General features: G+C 69.3%; 17 protein-coding genes and 1 riboswitch. Of the genes, 7 read left to right on the top strand and 10 right to left on the bottom strand.

Features of this window, described 5'->3' with window-relative positions; all coding sequences use genetic code 11:
• Positions 1–110: 110 nt before the first annotated feature.
• A riboswitch (cobalamin riboswitch) is annotated at positions 111–249 on the bottom strand.
• Positions 250–488: 239 nt separating this feature from the next.
• Positions 489–4559: a discoidin domain-containing protein gene (locus tag ACIP6N_RS27725; RefSeq protein WP_401820025.1), complete on the bottom strand. Its 4071-nt coding sequence runs from the start codon at positions 4557–4559 to the stop codon at positions 489–491.
• A 198-nt stretch (positions 4560–4757) separates the two neighbouring features.
• Between ACIP6N_RS27725 and ACIP6N_RS27720 the strand changes: the two genes are divergently transcribed.
• Positions 4758–5342: a Uma2 family endonuclease gene (locus ACIP6N_RS27720; protein WP_401820024.1), complete on the top strand. Its 585-nt coding sequence runs from the start codon at positions 4758–4760 to the stop codon at positions 5340–5342.
• A 109-nt stretch (positions 5343–5451) separates the two neighbouring features.
• Here the strand turns inward: ACIP6N_RS27720 and mctP are convergent, their stop codons facing one another.
• The 3 genes from mctP to ACIP6N_RS27705 form a co-directional block, all read right to left on the bottom strand.
• Positions 5452–7086 (bottom strand): monocarboxylate uptake permease MctP, encoded by a 1635-nt coding sequence (gene mctP, locus ACIP6N_RS27715; RefSeq protein ID WP_401820021.1) that lies wholly within the window; start codon positions 7084–7086, stop codon positions 5452–5454.
• Entirely contained in the window at positions 7083–7346 is a 264-nt protein-coding gene (locus ACIP6N_RS27710) for a DUF3311 domain-containing protein (RefSeq protein ID WP_401820019.1), read from the bottom strand. Before ACIP6N_RS27710 ends, mctP begins: the two co-directional genes overlap by 4 nt.
• Before the next feature lie 89 nt (positions 7347–7435).
• Positions 7436–8200 carry a GntR family transcriptional regulator gene (locus ACIP6N_RS27705; protein WP_401820139.1) on the bottom strand — a complete coding sequence of 255 codons (765 nt, stop codon included), beginning with the start codon at positions 8198–8200 and terminating at the stop codon, positions 7436–7438.
• Positions 8201–8685: 485 nt separating this feature from the next.
• On the opposite strand from ACIP6N_RS27705, the gene ACIP6N_RS27700 reads away from it, so the two are divergent.
• The 4 genes from ACIP6N_RS27700 to ACIP6N_RS27685 all read left to right on the top strand — a co-directional run bounded on the left by ACIP6N_RS27700 (position 8686) and on the right by ACIP6N_RS27685 (position 13491).
• Positions 8686–9966 (top strand): sugar ABC transporter substrate-binding protein, encoded by a 1281-nt coding sequence (locus ACIP6N_RS27700; protein WP_401820018.1) that lies wholly within the window; start codon positions 8686–8688, stop codon positions 9964–9966.
• A gap of 95 nt (positions 9967–10061) precedes the next feature.
• Complete coding sequence (locus ACIP6N_RS27695; protein WP_401820016.1) at positions 10062–11060, top strand: carbohydrate ABC transporter permease; 999 nt, start codon at positions 10062–10064, stop codon at positions 11058–11060.
• Positions 11057–11932, top strand: coding sequence for a carbohydrate ABC transporter permease (locus tag ACIP6N_RS27690; protein WP_401820015.1), 876 nt, complete (start codon positions 11057–11059; stop codon positions 11930–11932). Before ACIP6N_RS27695 ends, ACIP6N_RS27690 begins: the two co-directional genes overlap by 4 nt.
• A gap of 8 nt (positions 11933–11940) precedes the next feature.
• Complete coding sequence (locus ACIP6N_RS27685) at positions 11941–13491, top strand: glycoside hydrolase family 3 protein (RefSeq protein WP_401820012.1); 1551 nt, start codon at positions 11941–11943, stop codon at positions 13489–13491.
• An 87-nt stretch (positions 13492–13578) separates the two neighbouring features.
• Here the strand turns inward: ACIP6N_RS27685 and nagB are convergent, their stop codons facing one another.
• Positions 13579–14364 carry a glucosamine-6-phosphate deaminase gene (gene nagB / locus ACIP6N_RS27680; protein ID WP_401820009.1) on the bottom strand — a complete coding sequence of 262 codons (786 nt, stop codon included), beginning with the start codon at positions 14362–14364 and terminating at the stop codon, positions 13579–13581.
• Positions 14365–14895: 531 nt separating this feature from the next.
• Between nagB and ACIP6N_RS27675 the strand changes: the two genes are divergently transcribed.
• The gene (locus ACIP6N_RS27675; RefSeq protein WP_401820137.1) at positions 14896–16389 is read left to right on the top strand and encodes a sensor histidine kinase; all 1494 of its coding nucleotides are present in this window, start codon (positions 14896–14898) and stop codon (positions 16387–16389) included.
• Positions 16390–16667: 278 nt separating this feature from the next.
• Here the strand turns inward: ACIP6N_RS27675 and ACIP6N_RS27670 are convergent, their stop codons facing one another.
• Both ACIP6N_RS27670 and ACIP6N_RS27665 read right to left on the bottom strand, forming a co-directional pair.
• On the bottom strand, positions 16668–16925 hold the full coding sequence (locus ACIP6N_RS27670) for a WhiB family transcriptional regulator (protein WP_004937597.1): 258 nt from the start codon (positions 16923–16925) through the stop codon (positions 16668–16670).
• A 317-nt stretch (positions 16926–17242) separates the two neighbouring features.
• Positions 17243–18211, bottom strand: coding sequence for a diacylglycerol/lipid kinase family protein (locus ACIP6N_RS27665; RefSeq protein ID WP_401820007.1), 969 nt, complete (start codon positions 18209–18211; stop codon positions 17243–17245).
• Between the two features lie 108 nt (positions 18212–18319).
• Here ACIP6N_RS27665 and ACIP6N_RS27660 point away from each other — a divergent pair, with 108 nt between their 5' ends.
• Positions 18320–18775, top strand: coding sequence for a hypothetical protein (locus tag ACIP6N_RS27660; protein WP_401820004.1), 456 nt, complete (start codon positions 18320–18322; stop codon positions 18773–18775).
• Positions 18776–18917: 142 nt separating this feature from the next.
• Here the strand turns inward: ACIP6N_RS27660 and ACIP6N_RS27655 are convergent, their stop codons facing one another.
• From ACIP6N_RS27655 to ACIP6N_RS27645, 3 genes are all read right to left on the bottom strand, one after another.
• The gene (locus tag ACIP6N_RS27655) at positions 18918–19964 is read right to left on the bottom strand and encodes an RNA polymerase sigma factor SigF (RefSeq protein WP_401820002.1); all 1047 of its coding nucleotides are present in this window, start codon (positions 19962–19964) and stop codon (positions 18918–18920) included.
• Positions 19961–20374, bottom strand: coding sequence for an anti-sigma regulatory factor (locus ACIP6N_RS27650; RefSeq protein ID WP_401820000.1), 414 nt, complete (start codon positions 20372–20374; stop codon positions 19961–19963). The genes ACIP6N_RS27655 and ACIP6N_RS27650 overlap by 4 nt, the downstream gene beginning before the upstream one ends.
• 243 nt (positions 20375–20617) lie before the next feature.
• Positions 20618–20878, bottom strand: a complete 261-nt coding sequence (locus ACIP6N_RS27645) for a UBP-type zinc finger domain-containing protein (protein WP_401819999.1) — start codon at positions 20876–20878, stop codon at positions 20618–20620.
• Positions 20879–20889 lie beyond the last annotated feature (11 nt).

The raw sequence follows: 20889 nt of genomic DNA, 5'->3' as shown, positions 1-20889 counted from the left end.
GGAGGGGAACGGGGACGCGGCGCGGCCGTACCACCCGGACATGGGCAGCACAGCGTGCGTCGTCCACCGGCCCAGCCTCGGGGCCCGGACGTCTCGGCGCCCGGATCGGTCGAAACGGACGCACCGCCGGCAGGTTTTCGGACTGGAGAGCGCGACAAAGCGCACCGCATCACACCGTTGCGGGACAGTTCCGGATTCGCACCGGATTCCCCTGCGTCGACAGCGAGCACGAGCATACATCTGGGGGGCGACGGATATGTCACCCCCCAGATGTAGTGGCGTGGGCCTTTCTGTCAGCGGTCTGTCGGACCCCTCCGTCACTGCCGTGCCGCAGCGGGCCTCCCCGGCCGGGAAGGCCGCACACGGCCCTTGTGCCGCCCGTATCGGGGCCGCCGGGCCGTCCGGCCGGCCTCGCCCGGCGCGGCGATGACCGCGCCGGGCGCGTCGAGCCGGGCCGCCCGAAGAAGGAGCCACATCTCACACAGGGCCTACGCGCGGGTCACCGTCCGCGCCGCGTTGTACCCCTCCGTCAGCAGCGCCGGCCGCCCCGACGGCAGGGCGTCGGCCGGCCAGGACAGCGTGACCGTCCGCGACTCGCCGGGCAGCAGCCACAGGTAGTTGTCGCCGTACAGCGTAGGCAGGACCCGCTCGCCACTGGTGGCGTCCAGGAGCGACAGCCGGACCATCGCCGCGACCGCCGCGCCCCGGTTGTGGACCGTCGCGGTCAGGGTCCGCCGCGCGCCCGACTTCGCCGTCCTGCCGAGCGCGGCGGACACCTTCACCTGCTTGGCCTTGTTGAGCGCCTTCATGTCGGCCGCCGAGCGGTAGCGCCAGTACGTGTTCTCCGACAGGACCTTCCCCCGGCTGTCCTCCAGTGTCAGCCGCAGCAGATGGAAGTCGGGCAGGTCCTTCGTCCAGTCGGCGGCGAACGCCTTCGTCGTCGTGGAGGAGGCGACGTCCACCTTCGTACGCCGGTCGGTGCCGCGCTGCCGTCCGTCCAGGTCGTAGCAGCGCGCGGTGACCGTCGCTCCCTTCATCGCCGCGGCCGTGTGGTTGACGGCGATGACCTGCCAACTCCCCGGTTCCGCCTGGACGTGCACGGCCTCGCACGCCTTCCGGGCCCCGTAATAGGTACCGTTGACGTCGAAGTCGTAGTCATACGTCTGCCACACCGTGCTGTGCCACGCAGGGTGGGACATCCAGAGCAGCAGGGCGCTTGCGTCGTTCCACAGGTTCGCGTTCCACGCCTCGAACATGGCGCGGGTGTTCTCGTAGTTCACGAACTGCGCCTTGCGCGCGAAGTCGTCCAAGTCCTTCACCGTGTCGAGACGGGTCTCGATGGCCGCCCGGTAGTTCTGCGGGGCCTGGTTTCCCCGGGTGCTCCAGTCGTGGTAGTACCAGGCGCCGCCGATCGGCCATTCCGGCTCGTCGCCGACCAGGTTCCGCACGCTCTCGGCCGTCGAGACCACGGGCATCCCGATCTCGGTGTGGAAGCCGAAGCTGCCGCTGCCGTACGTGGCCGGGGAGAAGTAACTGTCCGGCTCCACCCAGCCGTACGGGCCACCGCCGGTGACGATGCCCCCGGCGGAGTTGTTCTGGTAGAAGAGGTCGGGCGCCTCGGCCCGGACCGCGTCCCGCATCCCGCTGTCGATCGCCTCCGGTGGGTTGCCCTCGTTGGCGCCGCACCACACGACGACACTGGGGTGGACGCGGTAGCGCCGTACGGTGTCCCGCGCGAGGTCGTTGAAGGCCTGGTGGTCCGGCGGGTCCATGGCCCAGGCGTTGGGGAAGTCGTTCCACACGAGGATGCCGTGCTCGTCACAACTGGCGTAGAACTCCTCGCGGTTCACCGAGCCGACCCAGTTGCGGATCATGGTGAAGTTCATGTCGCGGTGCATCCGCACCGCCGCGTCCATCCGCTCGGCCGGCATACGGCGCAGCAGCTCGTCCCAGCCCCAGTTGCCGCCCCGGCAGAAGACCCGTACGCCGTTCACACTGATCTTCAGCGGATCCGGCGCGTTGTCGACCGTCTTCACATCCGTCCAGGCGGAGCCGTCGTCGGACACCTGGATCACGTACGTCTTCGGGTACGCCTGCTCCCAGACGATGACCACCCGGTCGAAGGAGACCGGCGAGCCCAGGTCCACCTGGATCCACTGGTTGTCCTCGTACGCCGAGGACCAGCGGGTGCCGGGGTCGCCGTCGGTGGCATTGGCGGGCAGGTTCGACCCGTCGTCGGAGAGTGCGGTGGCCTTCCGGTGCAGGGCCAGGTCGGTGGCGGGCTCCGCGCTGTCGACGACCGACAGGCTCCACAGCGAGGTGCCCCAGCTGGTCGCCCGTGCCCCGCCGCTGATCCGTACGTAACGGGCGCTCCTGGCAGGGAAGTCGACGTTCTGGAGGCTCGCGTCGGCCTGCTGGAACGGCAGCGGGACCGCCGAGTTGTCGACCGTCTTCACGTCGGTCCAGGTGGAGCCGTCCGTGGAGACCTGCACCGCGTACGTCTTGGCGTACGCCTGCTCCCAGACCAGGTCGACGCGGTCGAAGGAGACCGGCGAGCCCAGGTCCACCTGGATCCACTGGTCGTCCTCGAACGCCGAGGACCAGCGGGTGCCGGGGTCGCCGTCGGTCACGTGGGACGCCGGATTGCCGTCCCCGTCCACGGACTGCGCGGTGGCTTCCCGGTGCAGGGCCAGGTCGGTGGCGGGGTTCGCGCTGTCGAAGACCGACAGGGTCCACAGCGAGGAGCCCCAGTCCGTGGCCCGGGTCAGGCAGCGGATCCGTACGTACCGGGCCTGCTGGGTGCCCACAGCGACCGACTGCGTGTACGCGTCGGTGCCGCCGTCGAACGGCAGCTTGATCTCGTACTCGTAGCCGAACTGCCGGACGCCGAAGCGGGTGGTGCGCCGGTCGCTCTCGTCGCCGCCGACGGAGGCGGTCAGCGTCAGGTCGTGGAGGTGAGGCTCGCCGTAGCCGTTGGGCCACCACAACTTGGGCTTCCGCAGTCGCAGTTGGCCGTAGTCGGCCGGGGCGAAGGTGACGTCGGACGTCGCGCCCGCCGCCACGGTGACGGTCTTCGAGACGCGCACGCCGTCGAAGGAGGCGGTGACGGTCACGCGCCGGGCGGTGGAATCGGCGTTGCGCACCGGCACGACGATCGTCACTTCGGCGCTGCCGGTGTCGGGCAGGCCGGGGAGCACGGTGTCCACGCGGGGGTCGCCGATGACCGCGTGGCCGGTCGAGCGGAGCCGTACGTGGTTCCAGATGCCGGCCACCCGGTCGCGTACGGCCGGCATCCAGTCCCAGCCCGAAGAGGCAAGGTACGTAGGCGAGTTGCGGTTCATCATGGTGGCGCCCGCGTCCACGAAGGCAAGTCCTTCCGGGCCCTTGTCGCCGGGGCTGCCCGGCAGGGGCATCGGCGTGATCTTCACGGCGAGCGCCTGCTCGCCGCCGGTCAGCAGGTTCGTCACGTCGTGGGCGGACCGGGCGAACGGGAAGGTGAGGCCGCCCACTTGGCGGCCGTTGAGCCAGAGGTCCGCCTGGTGGTTGATGCCGTCGAACTCCAGCCAGATGTGACGGCCCGAGCCGGTGCGCAGGCCCTTGGGGAGGCGGAAGCCGCGCCGGTACCACCACGAGTGACGGGACAGCGCCTCCGGGATGTGCAGGTTGTTCAGACCGGCCACCGGGTCCGGCAGATGTCCCTGCTCCACGAGTGAGGCGAGGACCGTTCCCGGGACGGTCGCGGGCAGCCAACTGCTCGTGTCCACCGCAGCCCTGGACAGCTCGGCGCCCTCGCCGCCGGCCCAGTCGTCCATGGTCAGCGTCCAGCCCGACTCCAGCGGTACGGTGCCGTCGCCCGCGACCTTCAGCGCGGGAGCGTCGTGGTGACGCGTCCCCCAGTCGGTCCATCCGGTCGCGGCCGGGCGGTGGCCCCGGGTGGTGCCGTACACCTCGAAGCCGTTGAGACCCAGCGGGTTGGGGTTGGATCGCTTGTGCACGGTCATGCGCACCCAGCGCGCGGTGACCGGCCGGGCCGGCTTGATCTCCACGACGCCGCCGGTGCCGGACGTGGTCCGGTGGACGCTGGTCCAGGTGCGGTTGTCGCGCGAGGTCTCGATGACGTAGTCCACGGCGCAACTGGACAGGATCTCCTGGCCGGTGGTGCTGTCGCGCGGGTTGCCGTCGGTGGACGGGACGAAGACCGGATCGTCCGCGGTGGCCTCGAAGGTCAGCCGGACGGACTCGACGGAGCAGTCCGCCTGGAGGTCGACGGATATCCACTGCGGGTCGCCGTCGGCGGCGCGCCAGCCGCTGCCCTTCACACCGGAGGAGCTGAGCCGGTCCACGACGAACTCGCCCGGCGTGGGGGCGTAGTCGGTGGACGACACGGAGACGGGCCGGTAGGCGGCCAGCTCGCCCGCGGGACCGGACCCGGCCGGTGCGGCGGGCCCCGCCGCCTGACTGCTCGCGGGCAGCGCGATCCCGAGACCGAAGCCCGCCAGCAGGGTTGATCCGGTGGCGACGACCGACCGGCGTGACGGGTGAGACGACTGATGAGACATGCGAGAGAGGTCCAATCCAGAGGCGCCCGAGAGGAGCGGACGGCCCCACCCTGACAACGTTGTCGTAGGGTCTGTTCCGCGACCGCGCATGTCAAGAGTTCACGCACGGATACGGTGGAACGGCCGCTTCCGCCCGCCGGGTGCCGGACCCCTCCGCTAGGGTCGGAGGCAGAGAGATCCCCTGGCCGAGGAGGCCCCATGGCAGCCGTCGACTACGAGACCCAGATCCTGCCCGAGGAGTTCGACGAGGCCGCTCGGATACTCGCCAGGACCATAGAAGGCATCCGGCTGGAACTCATCGACGGGAAGATCAGGAGCAGGGTCGTGCCGGACGGGGACCACGACAGCATCGTCGAGTGGCTGACGCGTATCTGCATCCAGTCACGTCCGGAGCTGTGGCTCTACCCGGACAGAGGACTGAGGGTCCAGGAGTACCGCAAGGGCAGGGCCCGGCCGGACGGCTCGCTCGCGCCCAGTGGCGTCTTCGCGGGCCAGGGTGAGTGGGCCGACCCCGCTCCGGTCCTGATGGCCGTCGAGGTCACCTCGTACGATGCGGACACCGATGAGCGCGACCGGGTGGAGAAACCGCGCGCCTATGCGCAGACGGGCATCCCTGTATATCTGCTGGTCGACCGGGACAGCTGTGAGGTGACGGTCTACAGCGAGCCGGACGGGGTCCGCTACGAGATGGCTCACACGGTGCCGTTCGGCAAGGAGATCCGACTGCCCGACCCCGTGGGCATCACGCTGGACACCGAACGGCTCAAGGAGTGGGTGCGCTGACGGAGGGGCCGGGTGCGCCGACGCCGAAAGCGGGCGCCGTGCGCCGAACGGCGAAGGCGGGCCGCCCGGTGTCCGGACGGCCCGCCTTCCGCGTGAGAACCCCGACGGGTCAGTGGCCCGCCGGGCCGCCCACCGTCGCCGGAGGCAGTTCCACCACGACCTCCGGGTCACCGGCGTCCGCCGTGTAGTCGGAGCCGGTCGTCTCGTCGATGCCCTCCGGCGCCTTGAACGCCCGCAGGACGAAGGTGAGTACGACCGTCACCACCACGTTCATCACGAACGCGGTGAGACCGATGTAGCCGATCTCCCCGATGCCGGGGATCTCCTTCGAGGAACCGCCGAAGTGCGCCTGCGTCGGGCTCGCGACGCCGTACGCCGCCGCGGTGCCGTACACCATGCCGACCGCCCAGCCCGCGAGCAGCGCCCAGCGGTGGAACCAGCGGGTGAACAGGCCGCCGACCAGCGCCGGCATCGTCTGGAGGATCCAGATGCCGCCGAGCAGCTGGAAGTTGATCGCGACCGTCTTGTCCATGCCGAGGACGAAGATCAGCGCGCCCACCTTCACCAGCAGCGAGACGATCTTGGAGACCTTCGTCTCCTGCGCCGGAGTGGCGTCCGGCTTGATGAAGTCCTTGTAGATGTTGCGGGTGAAGAGGTTCGCCGCGGCGATCGACATGATCGCGGCGGGCACCAGCGCGCCGATGCCGATGGCGGCGAAGGCCACGCCGGTGAACCAGTCGGGGAACATGTTCTCGAACAGCTGCGGAATCGCCAACTGCCCGTTGTCCACCTTGATTCCGGCGGCGATCGCCATGAAGCCGAGCAGCGCGAGCAGGCCCAGCATCAGTGAATACAGCGGCAGGATCGTGGTGTTGCGCCGGATCACGTTGCGGCTGCGGCTGGAGAGCGTCGCCGTGATGGAGTGCGGATACATGAACAGCGCGAGCGCGGAGCCGAGCGCGAGCGTCGCGTAACCCCACTGCCCGGCCTCGCCGGGCGCGAGCGCGCCCTTCGGCTGGCCGGTCGCCGGATTCTTCTGGGAGAGCGCGTCACCCGCCTTGGCGAAGATGTCGTCGAAGCCGCCCAGCTTGATCGGGATGTAGATGATCGCCACGATGATGACCAGATAGATCAGGCCGTCCTTGACGAAGGCGATCAGCGCGGGCGCGCGCAGCCCCGACGAGTACGTGTACGCCGCGAGCACGGCGAACGCGATCAGCAGCGGCAGGTCCTTGACGAACTCGTTGGTGCCGTCGCTCCCGCCGACGCCCATCACGTCCAGCACCGCCTGGATGCCGACCAGTTGAAGCGCGATGTAGGGCATCGTCGCGAGGATGCCGGTGATCGCGACCGCCAGCGACAGGCCCTTCGAGCCGAAGCGGCCCCGGACGAAGTCCGAGGTGGTGACGTAGCCGTGCTTGTGCGACACCGACCACAGGCGCGGCAGGAAGGTGAAGATCAGCGGGTACACCAGAATCGTGTACGGCACCGCGAAGAAGCCGGAGGCACCCGCCGCGTAGATGGCGGCGGGTACGGCCACGAAGGTGTACGCGGTGTAGAGGTCGCCGCCGAGCAGGAACCAGGTGACCCAGGTGCCGAACGACCGTCCGCCCAGGCCCCATTCGTCCAGGCTGTGCTGGTTCTCGGCGCGGCGCCAGCGCGCCGCGAGGAAGCCCATGGCCGTGACGGCCAGGAAGAAGAAGATGAAGACGCCGAGCGCGACGCCGTTCACGCCGTCCTTCATCGCGACGCACCCCCCTGGCGGACGCGCTGGTCACGCTGCCACAGCTTGTACGCGATCATCGTCAGCGCGGCCGAGACCGGCACCCACGCCATCTGGTACCAGTAGAAGAAGGGGATGCCGATGAAGGCCGGGTCGACCTTCGCGTACGAGCCCACCCAGAGCAGGGCCACGAAGGGCGCGAGGAGGCAGAGGCCGATGACCACCCGGGCCGGTGTGACGGTGGCTGGTCTCTGTGCGGGACTATCTTGAACTTCTGGCATGCGGCGGCTCCGTCCCCTCGCTGATCCCTGTTGTCATGCACAGGAAATCTAGTACGGCGCCACCCGGACGGACACGGCGGGGCCGCAGGTCAGTCGGTCGGACGGCGCAGTCTGGCGACGAACTTGTAGCGGTCGCCGCGGTACACCGAACGTACCCACTCCACCGGTTCGCCATCCGCGTCGAGGGAGTGACGCGAGAGCAACAGCATCGGCAGGCCGACATCCGTACCGAGCAGGCTCGCCTCGCGCGGTGTGGCCAGGGAGGTTTCGATGGTTTCCCCGGCCTCGGCCAGGTGGACTCCGTACACCTCGGCCAAGGCCGTATAGAGAGAGGTGTACTTGACGAGCGAGCGGCGCAGCGCGGGGAAGCGCTTGGCGGACAGGTGCGTGGTCTCGATGGCCATCGGTTCGCCGCTGGCGAGCCGCAGCCGCTCGATGCGCAGCACCCGGCCGCCCGCGGTGATGTCGAGCAGCTCCGCCAGGCTGTCGTCCGCGGTGACATAGCCGATGTCCAGCAGCTGGGACGTCGGTTCCAGGCCCTGGGCGCGCATGTCCTCGGTGTAGGAGGTGAGTTGGAGGGCCTGGGAGACCTTGGGCTTGGCGACGAACGTGCCCTTGCCCTGGATGCGTTCGAGCCGTCCCTCGACCACCAGCTCCTGGAGCGCCTGGCGCACGGTGGTGCGCGAGGTGTCGAACTCGGCGGCGAGCGTGCGTTCGGGAGGGACCGGGGTGCCGGGCGGCATCGTCTCCGTCATGTCGAGCAAGTGCCGCTTCAGCCGGTAGTACTTGGGCACGCGCGCGGTACGGGTCACCGCCCCGCCCTCGGTCTCCGTACCGGTTCCCTCGGTCGCCATGGCCTGCCTTCCCGACTCCTGTACTACTGCCGTCACCGGTTCCTGCGCTGCTGCCGTCACCGGCTCCTCCGTCTGTCGCGGCTCACATCGTGGCACGGTCCGGTCACGACGCGTCGCCCTCTCCCGTTTCCCGGGCGCGGCTCAGGGTCTCTCGTTTGGATCATGCTGGGTTCGCGGGATCTGGCGCCGCACCTCGCGGCGTTGTCGTCGGTCGACGACGCACCGCGTCGCCTCCCTCCTCCGCCTTGCGATGCACAACACCAGATCCCGCTCCCTGATCCGGCCTGATCCAAACGAAAGACCCCAGGTGTCGGTCCGATAACGGACGCGACTGCCCTTCTTATACACCCTTGACACCCCTAAAGGTCTAGGCCAAGCTCCCCCTACTGGTCTAAACCATTAAAGACCACGTCCCAGCCCCGGCAGTAATCGGCGGAAGTCTTCGCGCTGGGCGGGGAGTTGCAGGAGTCCCTGAGGAGGGTTGCGTGAAGCGCAAGCTCATCGCGGCGGTCGGCGTCGCGGGCATGTTGGTCGGCATCGCGGCGTGTGGTTCCGACTCGTCGGACGGCCCGTCGAAGACCGGCGACGCCAAGGCGCTGACCGTGTGGCTGACGGTGGACGCACAGAACAACTGGCCCGATCTCGTGAAGGCCGCCGACGCGGCGGTGCAGAAGAAGCACCCCGGTCTCGTCATCCACCACGAGTACTACGGGTGGCCGGACAAGAACACCAAGCTCGACGCCGTCCTCGCCACGGACAAGGCCCCCGACGTCGTCGAGATGGGCAACACCGAGATGCTGGGCTACACGGTGAAGGGCGCGTTCGCCGCGGTCGACCCGTCGAAGTTCGACAACTCGGCCGGCTGGCTCGACGGCCTCAAGTCGTCGGTCACGTACGACGGCAAGGCCTACGGCGTGCCGTACTACGCCGGTGGCCGCGTGGCCAACTGGCGCAAGGACGTGGCGAAGAGCGCGGGCGTCACCGCCGTCCCCACGACCTACACCGAGCTGACCTCCGACCTGGACAGGATCCAGAAGAAGGAGGGCGGCAAGTTCAGCGCCTGGTACCAGCCTTCGCGTGACTGGTACGCGGCCATGTCCTTCGTCTACGACGCCGGCGGCTCCATCGCCACGGACAGCGGCGGCACCTTCAAGGCGAACCTCTCCTCGCCCGAGTCGCTCAAGGGCCTGAACGAGTACAAGAGCGTCCTCGACTCCTACATGAAGGGCGACAAGACCAAGGACGAGTCCGACCGTCCCCTCGTGTACGGCCAGGGCAACGCCGGGATGATCTTCGGCGCCGCCTGGGAGGGCGGGAGCGCCGAGGACCCGAAGACCGACACCACCGGCAAGCTCAAGGGCAACCTCGAGAATTTCGTGATGCCCGGCCCGTCCGGCAAGAACATGCCCGTCTTCCTCGGCGGTTCCGACCTGGCCATCCCGGTGAAGTCCCGGGCGCAGGACACCGCGGCCGAGTGGATCAACGCCTTCACCGGCACGCAGGGCCAGAAGGGCCTGATCGCCAAGGGCAACCTGCCCAACAACAAGACGGCCCTCGCCACGCTGAAGAACGACCCGGCGCTCGCGGTCCCGGCCACCGCCGCCGAGTCGAGCTGGTTCGTGCCGATGGCCCCGGGCTGGGGACAGGTCGAGAAGGCCCAGGTACTGCAGACGATGCTGCAGTCCATCGCCACCGGAAAGCAGTCGGTCGAGGCCGCGGCGAAGACCGCGGACACCGCGATCGACAAGGTCATCAACACCAAGTGACCTGATGGCAGGGCCCCTTCGGGGAGACGGGGCCCTGCCACCCGGCCGGCACGCCTGGTCGGCGGTACCAGGAGAGGGACCCTGAGGAGCGCGCGATGACTGCCGCAGAGACCACCACTGTCCACGTGCCGCCGGCGCGGCGCGATCCACCACCCGCCCCGGGAGCCGGCGTTCCGTCACAGCGACCGGGCAGAAAGCGCGGCAGAGGCGAACGCACGCTCCCCTGGCTCCTGTTGGCCCCCTGTCTGGCCCTGATAGCGCTGGTCTTCGGCTATCCGCTGGTGCGGCTGGTGACGCTGTCCTTCCAGACGTTCGGACAGTCCCAGCTCTGGGGCTTCCAGCCCGCGGAGTTCGCCGGCTTCGGCAACTTCACCACGATCCTCGGTGACGGCGAGTTCTGGGCGGTCGTGCTCCGTACGCTGGTCTTCGCCGCCGGCTGCGTGATCCTCACGATGGTCCTCGGCATGCTGGTCGCCCTGCTCCTCCAGAAGGTCTCCGGCTGGGTGAAGACGCTCGTCAACATCGCCCTGATCGCCAGCTGGGGCATGCCCGTCGTGGTCGCCATCACCATCTTCAAGTGGATGTTCGACTCCGACTACGGCGTCCTCAACTGGGTGCTGAGCAAGATCCCCGGCGTGGATCTCATCGGCCACAACTGGTTCGCGAGCGGCCCGCAGGGCCTCGCCGTGATCATGCTGCTGGTGATCTGGGGCGCCGTGCCGTTCGTCGCGATCACCCTCACCGCGGGGCTCTCCCAGGTGCCGCTGGAACTCGAAGAGGCCGCCAGGCTCGACGGCGCCGGCGCCTGGGGCGTCTTCCGCCATGTCACGCTGCCGCTGCTCAAGCCCATCATCGTGATGCTGGCGACCCTCTCCGTGATCTGGGACATGGGGGTCTTCCCGCAGGTGTACGTGATGCGCGGCGGTCACCCCGAGGCCGAGTTCCAACTGCTCACCACGTACTCGTTCGACCGCGCGTTCGCCGTCAACGACTACTCGCAGGGAGCGGCGATCGCCCTGCTCACGGTGATCCTGCTGCTGGGCGTCATCGCGGTCTACATGCGCCAGATGCTCAAGATCGGAGACGTGGAGTGACCACGACCACAGCGGCTCCCACCGCCGCCGCCCGTCCCGCTCCCGGCGCCCGGCGCCGCAAGAGCAAGCTCGGCTGGAACGTGCTCGGTGTGCTGGTCTTCGCCGTCATCGGCTTCCCCGTCTACTGGATGCTGAACACGGCGCTCAAACCGGCCGGCGAGGCCGTCGACGCGGACCCGCACTTCTTCCCGCGTACGTTCACCCTCGCCAACTTCCGCCGCGCACTGGACATCGCGGACTTCTGGGGCCCGGTCACCCGCTCGCTGATCGTCTCCGTCTCCGTGGTCGCCGTCGCGATCGCGGTCGGACTGCTCGCCGCCCTCGCCATCTCGCGGTTCGCCTTCCGGGGCCGTAAGGCGGTGATCGTCGGCATCCTCGCGGTCCAGATGATCCCGCTGGTCGCCATGATCATCCCGGCTTTCCTGCTGCTGAACGATCTGGGCCAGTACGACAAGCTCACCGGCCTGATCATCATGTATCTGACCCTCATCCTGCCCTTCACGGTGTGGACGCTGCGCGGCTTCATCGTCAACATCCCGAAGGAGCTGGAAGAGGCGGCGATGGTCGACGGCTGCTCCCGTACCGGCGCTTTCGTCCGGGTCGTCTTCCCGCTGCTCGCCCCCGGCCTGGTCGCCACCTCCGTGTACGGCTTCATCCAGGCCTGGAACGAGTACCTGTTCGCCCTGATGCTGATGAGCCAGCAGCACCAGACCGCGACCGTGTGGCTCTCCAACTTCACGACCAAGCACGGAACCGAGTTCGCCCCGATGATGGCCGGCTCCACGATGATGGCGGTCCCGATCGTGGTGCTCTTCCTCATCGTCCAGCGCAAGATGGCCGCGGGTCTCACGGCCGGCGCGGTGAAGGGATAACGCGGATCATGTCGACTCTCGCGAACACGACCGACACGCTGACGCGCGACGCCCTCGCCGTCCTCCAGCCGGGCTTCACCGGCACCACGCCCCCCGACTGGCTGCTGCGCCGGATCGGCGAAGGCCTCGCCTCGGTCGGCCTCTTCGGCCGCAATGTCGACTCGCCGGAGCAACTGGCCGCGCTCACCGCGCGCCTGCGGGCCGAGCGGGACGACATCCTCGTCGCGATCGACGAGGAGAGCGGCGACGTCACCCGCCTGGAGGTCAAGGACGGTTCCTCCTTCCCCGGCAACTACGCCCTCGGCGCGATCGACGACACGGACCTGACCCGGGAGGTCGCACACGAGCTGGGCCGCAGGCTCGCCGCGTGCGGGGTCACCCTCAACTGGGCACCGTCCGCCGATGTGAACTCCGACCCGGCCAACCCCGTCATCGGCGTACGGTCCTTCGGTGCCGGGCCCGATCTGGTGGCGCGGCACACCGCCGCGTACGTCGAAGGGCTCCAGAGCGCCGGAGTCGCGGCCTGCACGAAGCACTTCCCCGGCCACGGCGACACGAGCGTGGACTCGCACCTCCTGATGCCGCGCATCGATGTGGACCTGGACACCGTGCACGCCCGTGAGCTGCTGCCGTTCCGCGCGGCCATCGCGGCGGGTTCCAAATCCGTGATGAGCGCGCACATCCTGCTTCCCGCGCTCGACCCGGACCACCCGGCGACCCTGAGCCCGCGGATCCTCACCGGTCTGCTGCGCGGAGAGCTGGGCTTCGACGGCCTGATCGTCACCGACGGCATGGAGATGCGGGCCATCGCCTCGACGTACGGGATCGAGCGCGGCTCCGTCCTCGCGCTGGCCGCGGGCGCCGACGCGATCTGTGTCGGCGGCGGCCTGGCGGACGAGGAGATCGTCCTGCGGCTGCGCGACGCGCTCGTGACAGCGGTACGGACCGGTGAACTGCCCGAGGAGCGACTGGCCGACGCGGCCGCGCGGGTGCGCGCCCTCGCCGACTGGACGCGCCACGGGCGGGGGGCGGCGGAGCCGGGCGCGGCTTCACAGGAGGGGACCGCGCCCGGCTCCGCGATCGGCCTCCTCGCGGCCCGGCGCGCTGTGCGCGTGACGGGCCGCGGCCGGCCCCTCACGGAAGCGCCGTACGTCGCCACCTTCAGCCCCGAGGCGAACATCGCGGTCGGCGACGAGACGCCGTGGGGCGTCGGGGCGGCGCTGGCGCGGCTGCTGCCGGGTACGGAGACGGGCGCGTACGGCGGCTCGGACGGCCCTGACGGTGTGAACGGCACGCACGGTGCGGCCGCGGAGCTGGCCGGGCGCGTGCTGGAGGCGGCGGGCGGGCGCACCGTCGTGGCCGTCGTACGGGACAGCCACCGGCACGCCTGGATGTCGGACGCTCTCGACGCGCTGCTCGCCGCCCGGCCCGGCACGGTCGTCGTGGAGATGGGCGTGAACGAGGCGGAGCCCAGGGGAGCGCTGCACATCGCGACCCATGGCGCGGCCCGCGTCTGCGGCCAGGCCGCCGCCGAGGCGATCACCGGCCGCCGCGACTGACCGCCGCGCGCGGGACACGACGGTGCCGGGCCGCCCTCAGGGGCGCGGCCCGGCACGGTCGTACGCGGGACCCGTGGAAAGCGGGACCTACAGCCCCTGCCACTCCGGCTTGGCCGCGAACGTCGCGCGGTAGTAGTCGGCGAGCTTCAGCTTCGACGCGGCCGCTTCGTCGACCACGACGGTGGCGTGCGGGTGCAGCTGGAGCGCCGAGGCGGGCACCAGCGCGGCGAGCGGCCCCTCCACGGTCTGCGCCACGGCCTCGGCCTTGCCCTCCCCGGTGGCGAGCAGCACCAGATGCCGCGCCTCCAGGATGGTCCCGATGCCCTGGGTGATGACGTGGTGCGGCACCTGCTCGATGTCGCCCTCGAAGAAGCGCGCGTTGTCGACGCGGGTCTGCTCCGTCAGCGTCTTGATCCGGGTGCGCGAGGCGAGCGAGGAGACCGGCTCGTTGAAGCCGATGTGCCCGTCGGTGCCGATGCCGAGCAGCTGGAGGTCTACGCCGCCGGCCGCGGCGAGCGCGCGATCGTACGCCTCGCAGGCCGCGAGGATGTCGTCGGCGCTGCCGTCAGGACCCATGAACGCGCTCTCGTCCAGCCCGAGGGGCCGCACGACCTCGCGCAGCACGACGGACCGGTACGACTCGGGGTGGCCCGCGGGCAGCCCGACGTACTCGTCCAGCTGCGCTATGCGGGCGCCGGACGCGTCGACGGCGCCGGAGGCGACCTTGGCGGTCAGCGCCTGGTAGATGGGCAGCGGCGACGAGCCCGTGGCCACGCCGATCAGGGCGTCGCGCTTGCGGCGCAGCAGCGTGGCGATGCTCTCCGCGATGAGCTCGCCGCCTGCGGTGGCGTCCTGGACGATGACAACTTCCACGCTGGGGCCTGCCGATCTTGGAGGTGTAGCCGAATCCGCTATGTGGTATAGACCAATCTAGCAGAGCGGAAGACGTTACCGGCGGGTCGCCGAGATGGTGGTTTCCGCCGCCGTACGGGCCCGCGGGGTTTCACTCGGATGGGCGTATGAGGCTGCCGTGAGGAGCGCGGGGAAGAGGCACCCGCGGGCCGCGGCGCCGGGACGGGACCCTCAGCCCGTCCGGCACCGCAGCCCGGTCGCTACGGCCTGCGGGTGTGCGGTCCCGCGTGGCCGTGGAAGAGGCACCGGCGCGGTCAGGGCAGAGAGCGCCGGGTGCCTCGTTCCGCTCTCCTGTGCGGGGAGAACGGAAGCCGGGGGCGGCCTGTGGCCGACCTTTACCGATTCATTGTGGACTAGACCAATCTGTCCTGTCCATGCGTACGGGCAGGAGATTTCCGGACAGCTGTCCGATCCGACGGCGGGTCCGCCGACCGGCACGGGCCACGGTTCGTCCTGGTTCATGCCACGGGTACGCTCGGCCGTGTGCCCTCTATGAACGAACTCGTACGCCAGCACACCGCCCTGAGCGAGTCCGACCTGGAGTGGCTGCATCTGCTGGTCTCCGAGTGGCAGCTGCTCTCCGACCTCTCCTTCGCCGACCTCGTGCTGTGGATCCCCACCCGCGACGGCGCGCGCTACGTGTCCGTGGCTCAGATGCGCCCGAACACCGGGCCCACCTCCTACCAGGACGACATGGTCGGCCACCTCGTCCCGCGCGGCCGCAGGCCGCTGCTGGACGCCGCGCTCGACGAGGGGCGGATCGTCAGGGAGGGTGATCCGGAGTGGCGCGAGGAGGTGCCGGTGCGGGTCGAGTCCATCCCCGTACGGCGCGAGGGCCGGGTCCTCGGGGTGATCGCCCGCAACACCAACCTGCTCACGGTCCGCACCCCGAGCCGGCTGGAGCTGACCTATCTCCAGTCCGCCTCCGACCTGGCCCAGATGATCGCCGCCGGGTCCTTCCCGTTCCCCGGCCAGCAGGTCGACATGGACGCCTCACCGCGGGTCGGCGACGGACTGATCAGGCTCGACGCCGACGGTCTCGTCCAGTACGCGAGCCCCAACGCGCTCTCCGCGTACCACCGGCTCGGCCTCGCATCCGATCTGGTCGGCCACCATCTCGGACGTACGACCGACGAACTGGCGCCCGCGCGCGGCCCGGTGGACGAGGCGCTGGTCAAACTGGCGAGCGGTTACGCGCCCCGGGAGACCGAAGTGGAGAGCGACTTCGGTGTCATCCAGCTGCGGGCCATCCCGCTCAAACCGAAGGGTGTCCGGATCGGTTCGCTGGTGCTGCTCAGGGACGTCACGGAACTGCGCCGCCGCGAACGTGAGTTGATAACGAAGGACGCCACCATCCGGGAGATCCACCACCGGGTGAAGAACAACCTCCAGACGGTGGCCGCACTGCTCAGGCTCCAGTCCAGGCGGATGGAGTCCCCGCAGGGCAGGGACGCCCTCAACGAGGCGGTACGGCGGGTCGGTTCGATCGCCATCGTCCATGAGACGCTGTCTCAGAACCTGGACGAGCGGGTGGAGTTCGACGAGATCGCCGACCGGGTGCTCGCGATGGTCGCCGAGATCTCGCCCGGCACGGTCAGCTGCCGACGGACGGGACGGTTCGGCATTCTCGACGCCGAAGTGGCGACACCGCTCTCGATGGTGCTCACCGAAATTCTGCAGAACGCCCTTGAACACGCCTTCGCCCCAGGGGAACAGGGCCGGGTCGAGGTCTCCGCCGTCCGGAGCGGAAAGCCGTCCCCGAAACGGGGAGAGGGCGGGCGCTCCGACGGCCGGCTGCTGATCACCGTCCAGGACGACGGGCGCGGACTGCCCGAGGGATTCGACCCGCAGCGCGCGGGAAATCTGGGGCTGCAGATCGTACGGACGCTGGTGGAGGGCGAGTTGGGCGGCGGGTTCGACATGGTGCCGGGGCCCGCGGGCGGCACGCACGTCATTCTCGACATTCCGGTGGAGCAGCAGAGGTAACGGCGGAAGCAACGGCAGAAGTAACGGTACGTCAGAAACATTGAGCGGTAGGCGATATACGGGTTTTACTGTCGCCGCCGTGTATGCGGACCGCTGTCGGACATGCCGGGCCGGGCACCCTGAACAGCGGCGAGCCCCGAACCGTGGTGACGGTTCGGGGCTCGGCTCGAAGCTCACGTTTCTATGCGCATCGGGGGGTGTACTGCGCGCTGCGGTTCGGGGGCGGGGTATGCGTACTCGCTGTACGCTCCGCCGGGCTGAGGCTGCTGCGGGGTGGGTCAGGCGGTCGCGTTGCGCGCCCGGTTGCGAGCGGCACGACGCTTCATGGCGCGGCGCTCGTCCTCGCTGAGGCCACCCCAGACACCCGAGTCCTGGCCGGACTCGAGCGCCCACTGCAGGCACTGCTCCATGACGGGGCAGCGACGGCAGACGGCCTTGGCTTCCTCGATCTGCAGCAGCGCAGGACCGGTGTTGCCGATGGGGAAGAAGAGCTCGGGGTCTTCCTCGCGGCAAACGGCGTTGTGACGCCAGTCCATGGCTGCTACCTCTCTTGGTATTACGTGCGGGTTGCTTGTGAATGTGAACGCTTTCACGAATCCCTCACCAACGGAAGGGCCGAACTGTCTGATGGACAGCTGTGGTCCTTGGTGTGAGGAGGGGTTCTGGTTCTCAGGGAGGCCGGTGCTGCGGGCCGTCCCGATCGCCATGTAGAGATTCGCAAACCTCGGCGGCGGATACAACCCCTTCTGGAAAGTTTTTTTTGATTCCTCGGTGTCGACTAGGTCACAGCCGTACTTCCATGGGGTGGATCCCAGCCTAAACGTTCGAGTGAAAGGAGTTTGGTCCCTTCCACTCACACAATCACACGCAGTGCACGGCGTACGCCTGTGAACGTCACGCTCGTACGCAGTCCCAAGTGGTCGCCGTCCATCTGAAAGGGGAGAGGCACCTTTGAATGCAAGGTGAACTCCGTCAGATCATGAAGGGCGAGTGCGTGCCTTCCATGAAGGCCCTTATCGGGCGTTGAAGTCAGCAGTTGTGTGGCATAACGGGCCACCGCCGAAGTCGACAATCGGCTCAGTCCCAGGACGTCCAGAGCCGTGTCGAAGGAGGCCCCGGGAGAGCCGTAGACCGGGTGATTGCCCAGGTAGGTCCAGGGTGCGGTGTTGCAGACTATGGACAGCACGAGGTCCCTGACCGGGTTCTGTCCCGGCCGTTCAAGCGTGATCATTCCCTGCCTGCGGTGCGGCTCTTCGAGGAACTGCCGTACCACCTGGCGCACATAGAGGGCGTGCGTTGATTTCTTCCCGCGCTCCCGTTGTTGTTCGACTCGGCCCACCACTCCCGCGGCGAATCCGAATCCCGCGCAGAAAGTGAACCAGCGGTCGGGAGCGGACTCGTCTTCGGTACCCGGAGTGCCTGCGGCCAGTCCGAGACCTACCGTGCGTCCGCTTCGCTCACGCAGCGCATCCAAAATCGCTCCGGTCGCCTCGACGGCGTCATTCGGCACTCCGAGAGCACGGGCGAAGACATTGGTGGAACCGCCCGGTACGACCGCGAGGCGCGGCAGCCCTTCGGGGTCGGGTCCGTGATGCAGCAGACCGTTCACGACCTCGTTCACGGTGCCGTCGCCGCCGAGCGCGACCACCAGGTCGATGTCCTTGGCCTCCGCGGCCTGTCTGCCGAGGTCACGCGCGTGTCCTCGGTAGCGCGTCGTCACCGCTTCCAGCTTCATCTCGCTGGCCAGTGCGTGGATCAGTACGTCTCGGGTCCGGGCACTGGTGGTGGTTGCTGCCGGATTGACCACAAGGAGTGCGCGCATACGGCCAGATTACCGGCCTGGGAACGAGCGGACTCGTCTGGGCGATGGCGGCTACCCGCCGGTACGCGTCAGCTGCGTGGCCCGCGCGGCGGCCGTTACGCTGCAGGGGTGAGCAGCAGTGAGAAGACCCCCGCAGTCCAGGCCCGGAACCCCGCCCAGGACACGACCCCACGTCCCGGGCGCCTGACGGCGGCGGCCGCCGTCGCCGGTGCCGAGGCCCTGGCGCTCCTCGCCGGTGGCGTGTCCCTGCTGGTGCTGGGGCTGATGGGCAGGCCCGACAGCCCGGAACAGGCCGAGACGACCGGCGTCACGCTCATCGTGCTCGGTCTCATCCCGCTGCTGGCGGCCCGCGGGCTGCTGCTGCGCCGCCGCTGGAGCAGGGGCCCCGCGCTCATCACACAGATCATCGCGGTGCCGGTCGCGGCGGCGCTGGCGCAGTCCTCCGGGGCGCTGATCCCGGCCGGGATCGCACTCGCGGCGGTCGCCGTGACGGGGCTGGTCCTGCTGGTCAACCCGGTGACCACGGAAGCACTCGGCATCCGCGGCCCGGCCCGCGACGCGTAGCCGCCGGCCACGAAATCCGGCCACGGAGTCCGGCCGCGAAGCCCGACCGCGAAGTCCGCCGCGCGGAAGGGCCGGGGTGCGGATGCGGGCCGTCGAGGCGGGGCGCGCCGCCGTACCGCCGGCTCGCCCCTCTCGTACCGCTCTACTCCTCCACGAGCAGCCGCTCGCGCAGCTGCGCCAGCGTGCGCGCCAGCAGCCGTGAGACGTGCATCTGGGAGATGCCGACCTCCTGTGCGATCTGCGACTGGGTCATGTTCCCGAAGAAGCGCAGCAGCAGGATCCGCTTCTCACGCGGCGGCAGGTCCTCCAGCAGCGGCTTCAGCGACTCGCGGTACTCGACGCCTTCCAGCGCCTCGTCCTCCGAGCCCAGGGTGTCCGCCACGGCAGGGGACTCGTCGTCCGTGTCCGGGACGTCCAGGGACAGCGTGGAGTACGCGTTGGCGGACTCCAGGCCCTCCAGGACCTCTTCCTCGGAGATGCCCAGGCGCTCCGCCAGCTCGTGCACGGTGGGTGAACGGCCGTGCTGCTGCGACAGTTCGGCGGTGGCGGTCGTCAGGGAGAGCCGCAGCTCCTGGAGGCGGCGCGGCACCCGTACCGCCCAGCCCTTGTCCCGGAAATGCCGCTTGATCTCGCCGACGACCGTGGGAGTGGCGTACGTCGAGAACTCGACGCCCCGCTCCGGGTCGAAGCGGTCGACCGACTTGATCAGGCCGATGGTCGCGACCTGCGTCAGGTCGTCCAGCGGCTCGCCGCGGTTGCGGAACCGCCTGGCGAGATGCTCGACGAGCGGCAGGTGCATCCGCACCAGGCGGTTGCGCAGATCGGCCTTCTCGGCCGAGCCCTCGGGCAGTTCGCGCAGCTCGATGAACATCGCCCGCGCACCGCTGCGGTCGTGGGGATCGTGGTGTTGTTCGCTCATGGTGGCCGCCCGCTCTGCCTGCGCCTGTTCCGCTACGGCCGTCCGGCCGTCAGGTCCGTCCTCCGGGTGGGGACGGGCCTGCTGCCCGGGGATGTCCGAGGGGGCGAGCGGCGGCTCCTGCGGAGCCGCGTGCCCTCCCGCGGGACCCCGTGACCCAGGATCCTCCGACCCCGGGTCCCGCGATTCCGGATGCCGCGCTCCCAGGTCCCGGGGTTCCGGTTCCTGTGGGATGCGCCCCTCGTCACGCACCGGCCCTTCCCCGTTCGTCACGCCGGCCCGGGTCCCGCGCCGCGCTGTTTGTAGAGGCTGATGGCGACCGTACGGTCCTCGGCCACCGTCGAATCGACCTTGCCCGCCAGCGCGGAGAGCACTGTCCAGGCGAAGGTGTCGCGCTCCGGCGCGCGCCCGTCGGTGGTGGGGGCGGAGACCGTCACTTCGAGTGAGTCCTCCACCAGCCGGAACACACAGCTGAGGACGGAGCCGGGTACGGCCTGCTGAAGCAGGATCGCGCAGGCTTCGTCCACCGCGATGCGCAGGTCCTCGATCTCGTCGAGGGTGAAGTCCAAACGCGCCGCGAGGCCGGCCGTGGCCGTACGCAGCACGGACAGGTAGGCACCCGCAGCGGGCAACCGGACTTCCACGAAGTCCTGAGTCCCGGGCTCGCCTGCGATCTGGGACACCCTCACCTCCAAGGTGGCACAAGCTGATCTAGGGCCTCGGACGGGAAACGACCCGAAGCTTTGCGGTACGTAGTCGGTACGTAGCCGGTCTGGACTGGCGACGCTATCGCGATCCATGGTGCCCTGTCGCAGGGCCCCCGTCCGACAGCTGTCACTCATGGTAAACGTATGAGCACGCAAAGTGGTTAACGGTTTCCGGCGCTCAATTGCGAAGAACCGGCGAAGGGTTGACGTACCCACACGTCAGACGATCGAACCGTCCGGATAGCACCAACGCCAGCCGGCGCCCGCCTTGAAGCTCCGCATCACCGGGTGGCCGGAGTCCTTGAAGTGCTGGGTCGCGTGCTGGTACGGCGACGAATCACAGCACGCCACGTGTCCGCATGTCAGACAGAGGCGCAGCTGGACGGGGTCACTTTCCGCCGCCCGGCACTCCAGGCAGGTCTCACTCAGCGGGGCGGGCTCGGGGCGCGGCAGATCTGCCACGTGGAAGCACTCACTCATGATGGCCAGGT

The sequence above is a fragment of the Streptomyces sp. NPDC088725 genome (assembly GCF_044751305.1).
GTDB lineage: Bacteria > Actinomycetota > Actinomycetes > Streptomycetales > Streptomycetaceae > Streptomyces.
Note: the sequence above shows the minus strand (reverse complement) of the source record. Positions and strands in the feature narration are given on the sequence as shown.

Excerpts from the sequence above, each read along its gene's own strand:
- ACIP6N_RS27725 (WP_401820025.1), bottom strand. The coding sequence starts at position 4,559 with ATGTCTCATCAGTCGTCTCACCCGTCACGCCGGTCGGTCGTCGCCACC.
- ACIP6N_RS27720 (WP_401820024.1), top strand. The coding sequence starts at position 4,758 with ATGGCAGCCGTCGACTACGAGACCCAGATCCTGCCCGAGGAGTTCGAC.
- mctP (WP_401820021.1), bottom strand. The coding sequence starts at position 7,086 with ATGAAGGACGGCGTGAACGGCGTCGCGCTCGGCGTCTTCATCTTCTTC.
- ACIP6N_RS27710 (WP_401820019.1), bottom strand. The coding sequence starts at position 7,346 with ATGCCAGAAGTTCAAGATAGTCCCGCACAGAGACCAGCCACCGTCACA.
- ACIP6N_RS27705 (WP_401820139.1), bottom strand. The coding sequence starts at position 8,200 with ATGGCGACCGAGGGAACCGGTACGGAGACCGAGGGCGGGGCGGTGACC.
- ACIP6N_RS27695 (WP_401820016.1), top strand. The coding sequence starts at position 10,062 with ATGACTGCCGCAGAGACCACCACTGTCCACGTGCCGCCGGCGCGGCGC.
- ACIP6N_RS27685 (WP_401820012.1), top strand. The coding sequence starts at position 11,941 with ATGTCGACTCTCGCGAACACGACCGACACGCTGACGCGCGACGCCCTC.
- ACIP6N_RS27675 (WP_401820137.1), top strand. The coding sequence starts at position 14,896 with ATGAACGAACTCGTACGCCAGCACACCGCCCTGAGCGAGTCCGACCTG.
- ACIP6N_RS27670 (WP_004937597.1), bottom strand. The coding sequence starts at position 16,925 with ATGGACTGGCGTCACAACGCCGTTTGCCGCGAGGAAGACCCCGAGCTC.
- ACIP6N_RS27665 (WP_401820007.1), bottom strand. The coding sequence starts at position 18,211 with ATGCGCGCACTCCTTGTGGTCAATCCGGCAGCAACCACCACCAGTGCC.
- ACIP6N_RS27645 (WP_401819999.1), bottom strand. The coding sequence starts at position 20,878 with ATGAGTGAGTGCTTCCACGTGGCAGATCTGCCGCGCCCCGAGCCCGCC.